Consider the following 11,873-nt stretch of genomic DNA (forward strand, 5'->3'; position numbering starts at 1 on the left):
AAGACTCCGCTAAATTATCATAAAAATGCATGAATTAGATAACACTGTACTAATACGATGTTTATTCTCCAAGGACATTGATAGGTACTTTTAGATAACGTGTACCATTATTCTCAGGTTTTGGAAAATGACCGGCATCGATATTGACTTGTACTGCTGGAATAATAAGCCTTGGCATCTCAAGATTGGCATCACGGCGCTCACGCATCTCTACGAACTCAGCTTCGTTGATACCATCTTTTACATGAATATTGCCTAATTTTTGCGCAGCGACCGTCGTAGTTGGACAATGTTTACGACCCTTACTGGGATAGTCATGGCAAAGATACATCATCGTATCTTCGGGCAGTTTGAGCAGTTTTGTAATCGACTGGTATAGAGTTTTCGCATCCCCACCTGGGAAGTCACAGCGCGCCGTACCCACATCAGGGGCAAATAAAGTATCACCGACAAACACCACGGTTTTTTCGTCGTCAGTGGCAAGATAAGCCATGTCAGCACGCGTATGACCGGGGACATACATAGCAGTAATAGTAATGCCGCCTAGTGCTAAAGTGTCGCCATCATCGGTCAAAACATCAAACTGACCGGCATCGGTACGAAAACTACTATCAAAGTTAAAAATCTGCTTAAATATTTTTTGTACTTCCGTGATGTGCTGACCGATCACTAATTGCCCGCCAAGTGTCTCTTTGACATGAATAGCTGCCGATACATGATCAGCATGGGCGTGAGTTTCGATAATATAGATCAGCTCCCAACCATGCTCTTTGACAAATTCAACTACTTCATCGACGCTCGTTGTACTCGTACGTCCTGACTTGGCATCAAAATCCAATACGGGATCAATAATCGCACACACTTGCTGCTCAATGTCGGCGAGCACATGGGTATAGGTTTCTGTATCGCTATGTAAGAATGAATGAACTTGCATGGCTACTCTCCATTTTTATATGAATGTTTTAATTTTCGATGAATTGTTACGTATAATAGGACGATATCTATCGTATTTAAAATAAGTCTATTAATTGGCTATGAGCATCAATATAGCAATTATTTTATAATATATCAATTTATATAATGTAAATAATGATAACTTGCTATAAATGGCGATATGATTGATAATTGACCCTATACAGTTATATACAATTTTTTCATTTATATTTTTATCTCTTATTTAAGGAGCTCGCTCTGATCACTTCTACTTCAGTACTGAGCACATTTGATACCAATGGTGACAGCAATGACGGCTTTGCGCCAAAGGACCTTGCTGAAAAAATGCAGCAAGCATCGATGCAAGCCAGCCAACTGCTTAAGTCACTCTCGCACCCTGATCGCTTGCTCCTCCTCTGTCAGCTAACTCAAGGAGAGTACTGCGTCAGCGAGCTTGAAAGCTTAGTTGGCGTTGGTCAGCCAAGCTTATCGCAGCAGCTTGGTATTTTGCGTAAAGATGAGCTAGTGACGACACGCCGTGAAGGCAAGCAGATTTACTATAGTATCGCTAGTGATGATGCATTAGCCGTACTAGAGCTGTTGTATCAGCGTTTTTGTGCCCCTGCTGAGGCATAGATGATTGGCTAAATCTCATTGATTAAATTCTGATGTTCATGAACATTTTTTATTGTGAGGACGTACTGCCATGCCCTCTATTGCCACTCGACTGATACCTGTTTGGTTACGTCAATACCAGATGTCTGCCTTGCCAACCGATATCATTGCAGGGATAGTCGTTGGCGTGCTCGTTATTCCGCAAAGCTTGGGCTATGCGGTCTTGGCAGGCTTGCCTCCGGTCTATGGCTTATACGCGGCTATCGTGCCTGTGGCGGTATATGCGTGGCTCGGCTCTAGTAATGTACAAGCCGTCGGACCTGCTGCTGTGACCGCCATTATGACTGCAAGCGCGCTACATCCTTATGCGGATAAGGGCGCTGAGCAGTATATATTGATGGCAGCCCTACTAGCACTCATGATGGGTGCGATTTTGTGGCTGGCAGGACAGCTGAAGTTGGGCTGGATTATGCAGTTTATCAGCCGCGGCGTCTCTGCTGGATTTATCAGTGGTGCCGCTGTGCTTATCTTTATAAGCCAGCTTAAATATCTAACCGGCATACCCATTTCAGGCGATGGCTTAATCGGTTATTTATCGAGCATGCAGATGTATGCCAATCAGCTGCATCCGTTGACGCTAGTAATTGGTATCAGCGCCTTTGCACTCATGCTTCTTAATCGCTATGGTAAAAAATGGGTTTGGCAGTCTTGGTTATCCGCCTCTTATGCGAAATGGGCAGAGCGCCTGTTTCCTCTTATACTGCTGACCGCTGCAATCGCTCTCAGTATCGTTTTACATTGGACGACAAGCGGTGTGGCAACGATTGGTAATGTACCGAAAGGACTGCCAAGCTTTACAGCGCCATATCTGCCAGACTTTCATGAAGCGCTCAATTTATTACCGACTGCAGGACTGATGGCGTTGATTGCGTTTGTATCGAGCAGCTCAGTTGCCAGCACTTATGCACGTTTGCGCGGTGAGCTATTTGATGCCAATCGCGAGCTGACAGGGCTTGGACTGGCTAATGTTGCCGGTAGCTTTTTTCAGAGCTTTCCTATCGCTGGCGGATTTTCGCGTACGGCTATCAATGTCGATTCAGGTGCCAAAACGCCTTTAGCGAGCTTGGTCACAGTGTTAGTTATGATAGCTGCCTTGATAGCATTCGGGTATCTGCTTGCCCCGCTGCCCTATGCAATTTTGGGCGCAACCATCATGGCAGCTATCATAGGTCTTATTGACATAGCGACGCTAAAGTCGGCATGGCACCGCGACCGCTTAGATGCAGCAAGTTTTATCGCCGCGTTTGTCGGCGTATTGATATTTGGGTTAAATACAGGGCTCGTGATTGGACTTATGGTGTCGTTTGCTAGCTTGATTTGGCAGTCAAGCAAACCGCATGTCGCTATCGTTGGGCAGCTCGCAGGGACAGGTCATTTTCGTAATATTAATCGTCATGATGTAGTGACCTTTCACAATCTATTGATGCTGCGTATTGATGAGAGCTTGTTTTTTGGTAATAGCGAATCAGTGCATCGTCACGTGGTACAAGCCACGCGTCAATATCCAGAGGCAAGCGAGATTATTCTTATTATGTCGGCCGTTAATCATATCGATTTGACCGGACAAGAGATGCTTATTAGCTTAAACCAAGAGTTATTAAATCAAAATAAGCATTTGAGCTTTAGCTTTATTAAAGGACCTGTCATGGATATCATTGAGCACACACCGGTGATTACTGATTTATCAGGACACGTTTATTTAAGCACTATGGATGCAGTTAATGGTTTAAAAGACACTCATTAATGTCATTTGTACTGTTTATTAGGCTAAGAATAATTAATGGATATCTATAACATATAGATATGATAAAAGCTGTGTTATGCTAAATTATTAGGACTACTAAAAAAACTACTAGTCTGTAGCGCTTTTTTTGAACTCATTATATCCTCTACTTTTTTTATAACCTTTATTGATATTACTTATGACCGATGACTTAACTATCTATAAGCAAATTTACCCAAGCCAATGTATCAAAATTGCAGAGCTTGGCTACCGCTCTGTGCTCAATATTCGTCCTGACGCTGAGGTTGATTCGCAGCCTAATAGCTGTGATTTTAGTAGTGCAACGGCGAAAGCCAATTTGAATTATCAGCATTTACCCTTTGATGATGAGCGCTTGAGTATGGCGACTGTGGAGCAGTTTGCTGCTTTTTATCGTACGATGCCAAAACCCATATTGATGTTTTGTGGTACAGGCGCACGTGCAAAACTGTTGTACCAAAGCGCATTGATGCAAGGGCTGCTATAAGCGTTGATATAAAAAAGTAATAAAGCTTACATACTTTATCTTTAGAAAACTATCCATTGCGCTTAGGCTTTGTATTCTTGTACTATCCATTTAATTTTAATATAAAAAATAAAAGGAGCTCTTATGAGCCATCAAGTAAGTATCACCGGACAAATCACCCCTGACCAAGTACCGATGATTGCAGAAAATGGTTTTAAAACCATTATTAATAATCGTCCAGATGGTGAAGAGCCGAACCAGCCAACTAGTGCTGAGATTGCTGCTGCCGCCGAAAAAGCAGGACTTGCTTATAAAGAAGTGTCCTTTGCTGGTAGTGAGCTAAATCAAAACCATGTTGAAGAGTTTGCTGACTTTTTTAATCAAGCTGAGCAACCAATGTTGATATTCTGCCGTACGGGCAATCGCTCAACTGGCATCTATGAAGCGGCTAAGCGTATGGATTTGCTAGACGACTGATATCATAATCAATAATTTAAAGCAATAAACCAAGAAGCCCATATAAATATATGGGCTTTTATAATATTTAAGACTATATTTTAGATGCTGTAAAGCAATATATCGCCACAAGGAGTGGGCGTTATAAATATAATGCAAGTATAACCGTTAACTTTACAAGGAATGTTCCATGAGTAATACCGCATTAGCTCTGCTGCCACTAGCCCTTGCTTATATTATGTTTACCTTAGGAACTGGGCTTAAGCCCAGTGACTTTAAGGTTATCGCAAGTCACCCCAAAGCATTCTTTATAGGGTTGATTAACCAAGTTGTATTTGTACCACTCGTGGCTTTAGCAGTCGTCTTACTGATGTCGCCACCACCTGCCATCGCCTTTGGTATTATGCTGATTAGCTTTTGCCCCGGCGGCGTGACCAGTAATATGCTCACCTACTACGCCAAGGGTAACGTAGCACTGTCGGTCGCGCTCACGGGCGTAGTCAGTCTATTATCAGTGGTGACCCTGCCTATCTTAATCACCTTGGCTTTCAATCACTTTATGAAAGACCAAGCAGGCTCTATCAGTGCGGTCAAAATCGGCGTTGTCATGTTTTTATTGACCACCTTGCCAGTGACGATAGGTATGCTCGCCCGTTATAAATTCACTGATTTTATGGTACGTAGAAGCGGCATCTTAAATGGCTTAGCCAGTGTCTTTTTTGTCTTAATCGTCCTTGCTGCTATTGCTACCAACTGGCAATTACTACAGGAGCAATTGGCTTCTATTGGACTTGAGCTTGTGCTGATTATTGTCACCTTATTTATCATCAGTATTTTGACGGCAAAGGCGTTACAGCTAAGCTGGTTTGATACCAAAACCATCGCTATAGAAACCAGTATTCAAAACAGTACGACCGCGATTACCTTAGCCCCTATTATTATGGGCGTGAGTACATTGCCAGTTATTGCCTTACCTGCTGCCTTGTATGGCGTACTAATGTATGTGATTGCACTGCCGATTATTTTTCTAATCAGGAATAAAAACTGATTGAACAAGTAAGCCTTAATGGGACTATAAAGCTATGCCCGTCTATATCGGATGGGCATTTGCACAATGAAATACCTAAATAACGAGATCGTTTAATTCAAGTAGCATATAAGTGCTACTTTTCAAAAAACTATAGAGTATGATTATGAAAAAACCGCTACTCATTATCGGTAATAAGAACTATTCATCATGGTCACTGCGAGCTTGGCTACTACTCAAAGCTTTCAATATTGACTTCGATGAGCAACTTATTGAGCTGTTTCATCCATCAGCGACACCCATTCTCAATGAACATGCGCCAACAGGAAAAGTGCCGGTTTTGATCTATGGTCAAGGTGATGAAAAAGTTACGATATGGGATACTTTAGCGATTGCTATTCATGCCAATGATTATCTGACAGACTTAGATATTTGGACAGGGTTGAGTAAGTCTCATACTGAGAGCAATAATAGCAACAGAATAAATAGTGCTTATTGTCAAAGTATCATTGCTGAGATGCATTCAGGGCTAATGGGTATCCGTAGTGAGATGCCGATGAACATTCGAGCGATTGCTAAAATACGTCCGAGTGCAGCATGCTTAGCTGATATTGCCCGCATTGAGCATATCTTTGCAGAGTGTTTAACAAACAGATCACCAGATAGCTATTTATTTGGTGATTTTACTGCCGCTGATGCGTTTTTTGCTCCTGTTGTTTTACGGCTGCAGACCTATGCCAAGGCTTCAGAAATAATATTAACACCGCTTACTGAACAATATTGCCAGACTCTTCTAAACAATCCCTATGTCCAAGCATGGCAAAAGTCAGCACTTAAAGAAACTCGCATCATTGAAGAAGATGAAGCAGGTAAGATACTATCTGTAGAAGGGGTATTGGCTAAATAGCATTTGCTTAACGTCTATAAGTAATAAAGCTCCGACACTTATTAAGATATCGGAGCTTTTTATTTTAGAAGATATTAAAGACTGGCTTACTGCATAACCAAGTATTCGAAAGCTGATAATGCCGCTTTACTACCTTCACCCATCGCAATATTAATCTGCTTAAAGGGTACAGTCGTAACATCACCACAAGCAAAGATACCTTTGCGATCTGTACGGCAGCGCTCATCAATTTCAATCTCGCCAAAGCGGTTTAAATCGACGAAGCCTTTAACGAACCCAGTATTTGGTATCAAGCCAATCTGTACAAACACCCCTGCAACATCAAGCTCTTTATTCTCGCTGCTATTGCGATCTTGATAGACGATAGACGATACTTTACCATCAGTCGCTTTAATTTCTTGGGTCGCTGCACTGGTAATGATATCGATATTCGCCTTTTCTTTGGCTTTATTAATCAATACCTGATCCGCTTTCAAATCATCAGCAAACTCAAGCACGGTCACATGCTTCACGATACCAGCAAGGTCTAATGCCGCTTCGATACCAGAGTTACCACCACCGACGACGGCAATATCTTTACCTTTGAAGAATGGACCATCACAGTGCGCACAGAAAGCCACGCCTTTACCGATGTTTTCTTCTTCGCCAGCGACCCCAAGCTTACGCCACTGAGCACCAGTCGCCAAGATAATACTACGCGTCTCAAAGGTCTCACCGGTATTTAGATGAATGCGATAGTTTTCATCAGCTGTCTCACTAATCTCTTTGACGCTGACATGCTCTTTAAGCGTAATATTATATTCGTGCAAATGCTTTTCGAAATTCACCGAGAGCTCGCCACCTGTGGTTAAAGGTACTGAGATTAAATTTTCAATATCTTGCGTATCTTTTACTTGCCCACCGATACGGTCAGCCACCATGGTGACTTTTAAGCCTTTACGCGCGGTATAAATCGCAGCAGCAACCCCTGCAGGACCCGCACCAATAATCGTCACATCTTGTTGCTCTAACTGTTCAGCATCATCTTCAGCTTCTGCTAACAAATCAGGAAATTGTTCTTGTAACTTCTCAATCAATTTAGCCGTGTCAATCAGACCATTAGCAAATGGCTTGCCGTTTAAGAATACTGCTGGTACGCCTTGGATATTATTCGCTTCTACTTGCTCTTGGAATAGTGCACCATCGATCATCTCATTACTGATGTCATCGTTTAGCAGCGCGAATTGGTTTAGCGCTTGCACAACTTCTGGGCAGCTGTGGCAAGAAAGCGACACGTAAGTTTGAAACTGTAGTGGCTTATTAAAGCGTTTAATCAGCTTTTGAATGCCTTCGTCAAGTTTTAAGGTATGACCACCAGCCTGTAAAATTGCCAATATCAGCGAAGTAAATTCATGACCGCCTGGAATACCACTAAAGACAATACCTGTATCCGTCAAAGCACCATCGATGTGACTGATTACTTTAAAACTGATTGGGCTTGGCAAACTGTCATCGTTAGCTTGTGCGTCAAAATTAATCTTATCTGTCGTACCAGCGATTTTGCTCAAAAAATCAATCAACTCAGCACGCTTGCTATGCTCGCCACTACCTAAGACAAAGCTGATTGGGCGGGTCATATTTACACTATAGCTCTTTACGGCATCTAATAAGCTTTGGTCTATCATAATTGTTCCTTGTTATTATCGAATATGTAACGTCAGCATCAGTGCTGCGCGTTTAAATGAGTAAGAGTCATATGCCAATACTGCTATTTATATGCGGCATATAACCTTTGATACGTCTATTATCAAAGGTTTGAGAGTTTTGAGCAAGCGGATAAACTCAAACCTTATGTTTTATAAAACCTATCATAAATCAATATTTTTATTTAATTTCAAAATTACTTCTAAATGATAATCAATACTAACTATAGTATCTAAGTATTTTTTTCGCTACAATCGAGTGAAGCGGATAGAAGAATTCTATGCGTGTTATGGCAGATTTACTTTTATAAGTATTGGATAAATCTGTTTATTAAATATACTTTTTAAAAGTAGATTTGCTGGCATTAATCCTCATCGTTATTCAGTTAAATAACGGTTCGGTTCCATAAAATCTAAGTCTCATAATTATAGTAATTCATCAAAACAATCTTAAGACCATGCGCGGATGCTTATACAAGCTTGCGCTTCATAACAAGGATGACAAGATGAGAAAGACAGATACATGGCAAGATAACAAAGATATTATTGCTGAGCTTAAACAAAAAGACAGTCACTTTGCGACTATCTTTGATGAGCATACCCAGCTAGACCAGCAAATCAATCAGCTTGATAAAGATATGGTCACGCACGCTAGCCGTGAAGAAGAAATCGAGCAGATGAAGCGTCGCAAGCTGCATCTAAAAGATGAGATTTATAAAATAATCGATAAAAATAAATTAGGATCTCATGCCTAACTAACAGCTATTTAGACCATTAGCTATCATGAAAAATGATAAAATTTAGATAAGAAAAAACCCCATTAGCATAAGTTAATGGGGTTTTTTCTACTTCATTTAGTATGACGAATAAGCAGATACTGCCTTCTGTCACACTATCCAAGCAATAGCTGCTTAGATTTTACCAACCAGATCAAGACTTGGTTTTAAAGTCTCTTGACCAGCTTCCCATGCTGCTGGGCAAACTTCGCCGTCGTTTTCACGAACATATTGTGCCGCTTTTACTTTACGTAGCATATCTTTTGCACTACGGCCAATGCCGCCTGCATGGATCTCAGCAACTTGAATTAAGCCGTCTGGATCTACTAAGAATGTACCGCGCTCAGCTAGACCAGCTTCTTCGATCATGACGTTAAAGCCACGAGTAATACGACCAGTAGGATCACCAATCATTGGGTATTGTACTTTGCCGATTGCTTCTGAAGAATCATGCCATGCTTTATGAGTGAAATGTGTATCCGTTGATACCGAGTACACTTCTACGCCTAAACCTTTTAACTCGTCGTAATGACCTGCCATGTCTTCAAGTTCAGTTGGGCAAACAAAGGTAAAATCGGCTGGGTAAAATAGGAAAATTGCCCAGCTGCCTTTTACGTCTTCTGAAGTAATGGTTTTAAATTCACCATTTACAAACGCATCTGCTGAAAATTCTGGAATTTCTTGATTGATAATAGACGCCATGAGTGGCTCCTTTTTTTGATTGATTAAAGTTTCGTTAATTGAAATTTATTTATAGATTTGTATCTATTAACCCTTACACTATCGGGGCTACCTAACAAACTATACGCGAATTCTATGGTTAATCCAGTTAAAAGTTTTTAATGTGATGTTTTGTTTTATTAAACTTGTTAAACTATTCTCTCTACTTTTTATATCTATAGATCAGTGAACATTGATAGTGTACACAAGATAAATAAGTAAAACAAATTACATGAAAAACTCATTATTAGAGAGGTTTTATGATTACTTTACGTCAACTTGAGTTCGCCTTAGCCGTCGCCAAACACCGTCATTTTAAACGTGCAGCAGAAGATTGTAATATCTCGCAATCAGCGCTGAGCTTGGGTATCGCTGAGTTGGAAAAACAGCTTGATACACAGATTTTTGAGCGAAATAATAAACAAGTCTTGATCACCCCTATCGGTGAAGATATCTTGGTGCGGGCGCAGCGGGTGTTTTCTGAAGTCAACGACTTGACCACCCGCGCGCATAGCCATCAATCGCCCCTTGCCTACCCTATGACCGTTGGTATTATTCCAACGATTGCACCTTATCTGCTACCAAAAGTGTTGCCTGCGCTGCGTGAGCACTATCCAGAATTTCGTATGACTATCGTCGAGCAACAAACCGAGCGCTTACTTGAGCAAGTGCGTTATGGACATATTGATACCGCTATTATTGCCCTACCTTATGCGGTAGATGGTTTACATAGTTTTGAGTTTTGGAGCGAAGACTTCTTTGCCGTCTTTCCAAAAAATGATGTACATGCCAAGCTCAAAACGATCAACGCTGATGAGCTGGCAACGGCAAATCTCATGTTACTTGGCGAAGGGCATTGCTTGACTGACCAAACGCTATCTGTCTGCCATTTTGACCGTGCGCAGATGAAATCCAGCTTTTCAGATGCCAGCTTAAACACACTTATTCAAATGGCACTTGCTAATATGGGTACGACGTTAGTGCCAGAAATGGCGTTAGACCAGCTGCATCTGCAAAACCAAAATGCAGTCGCGATACCACTAGCTGAGCAAGGCCCTCATCGTCATATTGCCTTTGTCACCCGTCTAAATTATGCCCGTGTCGATGATGTCAATTTGCTTGGCAAAGTGTTTAAGCAGGCATTTGAAGACGCTGCCAATAAGAAGTAAGTAACAATTTCTAAATGATAGACAATCATCAAACGAAGGTTGAATATGGACGGATTGTCACAAATAGAGACTGAGCTTGGTAAGGTTTTTGAGTGGAATTTAACAGCTATCAATAATGCTATCAAGCCCGCGAAAGTTAATGCGCTTTGGCAAGATATCGCCATTCGCTATAATGAAACCCAGCGTGCTTATCATAGCTTGCAGCATATTCAGCAATTATTTGTGCAGTTCGAACAGATTAAGCATCATTTGAATGAGCCGCATATCATCGCTTTGGCGCTCTATTATCACGATATCATTTATGATCCAAGGCGCTCAGATAATGAGCTTAAAAGTGCAGAGTATATAGTAGAGGCATTAAGATGCTATCTGAGTGATGAGCAATGTACCACTATCTATACGCTGATTATGATGACTGCATCTCATGAGCTGCATGAGTGTCTAGATACCGATACCGTTAGTGATGCGGCTTATCTCTTAGATATGGATTTAAGTATTTTGGGTACGCCTTGGTCTGAATATCAGGTCTACGCACAAGCGGTGCGTCAAGAGTACCGCCATATAACAAACGAGGATTATCGTACTGGGCGTATTGCGGTCTTGAAGAAATTACTCGCACACCCAGTACTTTATTTGACAGCGTATTATCATAACTACTTCGAAGTGCAAGCTCGAGACAATATCAAGCGTGAAATCAGTCTTTTACATGCATCTCAATAAAAAGCTCACTGCCTTGCCGTGCTGGGTGTGAATTGTAACTCGGCTCCATAATATCAATGTTAAAATGAGTCGCAAAACGCTGCTGATATTCATCTTTTGTACCGCCAAACGGCGGCTCATCTCGCCCAAAATCTTTGTCGAATAGCAATCCAATCAGCTTACCATTGGGTTTCAGTAATGCTGCCATCTGCTGCATATACTCGTCACGGCGTGATGGATTTATCGCACAAAAAAACGTCTGCTCAAGCACCCAATCAAACTGATATTGCTCAGGCGATAACTCAAAAAAATCGGCACAGATTAGATGCTTAGCTGGAAAGTCAGGATAACGCTCAGCAAACGCTGCAATCGGCGCAAGGGCAAAATCAACCAAAGTCACATTGGTAAATCCTTGCTCATGCAGATAACCGACCTCGTAAGCGTTACCTGCTCCCGGCACTAAAACAGCCTGACTTTTAGCAGATTCAGGCAATTGGTCAATATAAGCTTTGAGCGGTGGTGACACCTGTCCCATATCCCAGCCGATACTATCCTCTTCATAACGCTGCTGCCAAAACTGCGCTTGATTAACGTTTTCCAT

The 11,873-nt window shown here is 41.6% G+C and carries 13 protein-coding genes; 9 read left to right on the forward strand and 4 right to left on the reverse strand.

The annotated features are described in order from the left end of the window. Window positions 1-61: 61 nt before the first annotated feature. Window positions 62-934, reverse strand: a complete 873-nt coding sequence (locus VLA57_RS03870; protein ID WP_133104741.1) for an MBL fold metallo-hydrolase — start codon at window positions 932-934, stop codon at window positions 62-64. A gap of 344 nt (window positions 935-1,278) precedes the next feature. Between VLA57_RS03870 and VLA57_RS03875 the strand changes: the two genes are divergently transcribed. The 6 genes from VLA57_RS03875 to VLA57_RS03900 all read left to right on the forward strand — a co-directional run bounded on the left by VLA57_RS03875 (window position 1,279) and on the right by VLA57_RS03900 (window position 6,226). Next, the gene (locus VLA57_RS03875) at window positions 1,279-1,569 is read left to right on the forward strand and encodes an ArsR/SmtB family transcription factor (protein ID WP_041772646.1); all 291 of its coding nucleotides are present in this window, start codon (window positions 1,279-1,281) and stop codon (window positions 1,567-1,569) included. 70 nt (window positions 1,570-1,639) lie between these two features. Further along, window positions 1,640-3,352 carry a SulP family inorganic anion transporter gene (locus tag VLA57_RS03880; protein WP_133104742.1) on the forward strand — a complete coding sequence of 571 codons (1,713 nt, stop codon included), beginning with the start codon at window positions 1,640-1,642 and terminating at the stop codon, window positions 3,350-3,352. Between the two features lie 178 nt (window positions 3,353-3,530). Next, a complete protein-coding gene (locus VLA57_RS03885) occupies window positions 3,531-3,857 on the forward strand; it encodes a beta-lactamase hydrolase domain-containing protein (RefSeq protein ID WP_020444227.1) in 327 nt (108 codons plus the stop codon). A 123-nt stretch (window positions 3,858-3,980) separates the two neighbouring features. Then, window positions 3,981-4,313, forward strand: a complete 333-nt coding sequence (locus VLA57_RS03890) for a TIGR01244 family sulfur transferase (RefSeq protein WP_011514388.1) — start codon at window positions 3,981-3,983, stop codon at window positions 4,311-4,313. Between the two features lie 169 nt (window positions 4,314-4,482). Continuing rightward, window positions 4,483-5,340, forward strand: coding sequence for a bile acid:sodium symporter family protein (locus VLA57_RS03895; protein ID WP_011514389.1), 858 nt, complete (start codon window positions 4,483-4,485; stop codon window positions 5,338-5,340). Window positions 5,341-5,485: 145 nt separating this feature from the next. Further along, window positions 5,486-6,226, forward strand: a complete 741-nt coding sequence (locus VLA57_RS03900) for a glutathione S-transferase family protein (protein ID WP_333954403.1) — start codon at window positions 5,486-5,488, stop codon at window positions 6,224-6,226. Between the two features lie 86 nt (window positions 6,227-6,312). Here the strand turns inward: VLA57_RS03900 and ahpF are convergent, their stop codons facing one another. After that, entirely contained in the window at window positions 6,313-7,890 is a 1,578-nt protein-coding gene (ahpF, locus tag VLA57_RS03905; protein ID WP_133104744.1) for an alkyl hydroperoxide reductase subunit F, read from the reverse strand. Between the two features lie 524 nt (window positions 7,891-8,414). On the opposite strand from ahpF, the gene VLA57_RS03910 reads away from it, so the two are divergent. After that, entirely contained in the window at window positions 8,415-8,663 is a 249-nt protein-coding gene (locus VLA57_RS03910) for a YdcH family protein (RefSeq protein WP_011514392.1), read from the forward strand. 156 nt (window positions 8,664-8,819) lie between these two features. Here VLA57_RS03910 and ahpC read toward each other — a convergent pair whose 3' ends face one another. After that, the gene (gene ahpC / locus VLA57_RS03915; protein WP_133104745.1) at window positions 8,820-9,386 is read right to left on the reverse strand and encodes an alkyl hydroperoxide reductase subunit C; all 567 of its coding nucleotides are present in this window, start codon (window positions 9,384-9,386) and stop codon (window positions 8,820-8,822) included. Window positions 9,387-9,664: 278 nt separating this feature from the next. Between ahpC and VLA57_RS03920 the strand changes: the two genes are divergently transcribed. Both VLA57_RS03920 and VLA57_RS03925 read left to right on the forward strand, forming a co-directional pair. After that, window positions 9,665-10,573: a hydrogen peroxide-inducible genes activator gene (locus VLA57_RS03920; RefSeq protein ID WP_133104746.1), complete on the forward strand. Its 909-nt coding sequence runs from the start codon at window positions 9,665-9,667 to the stop codon at window positions 10,571-10,573. 45 nt (window positions 10,574-10,618) lie between these two features. Further along, window positions 10,619-11,293: an HD domain-containing protein gene (locus tag VLA57_RS03925; RefSeq protein WP_333954404.1), complete on the forward strand. Its 675-nt coding sequence runs from the start codon at window positions 10,619-10,621 to the stop codon at window positions 11,291-11,293. Here VLA57_RS03925 and VLA57_RS03930 read toward each other — a convergent pair. Further along, window positions 11,268-11,873 (reverse strand): methyltransferase domain-containing protein, encoded by a 606-nt coding sequence (locus VLA57_RS03930; RefSeq protein ID WP_133104748.1) that lies wholly within the window; start codon window positions 11,871-11,873, stop codon window positions 11,268-11,270. The genes VLA57_RS03925 and VLA57_RS03930 overlap by 26 nt on opposite strands.

Origin of the sequence: Psychrobacter sp. S4(2024) (genome assembly GCF_036861305.1) — a bacterium.
In the GTDB taxonomy this organism is placed as follows: Bacteria; Pseudomonadota; Gammaproteobacteria; order Pseudomonadales; family Moraxellaceae; genus Psychrobacter; species Psychrobacter cryohalolentis.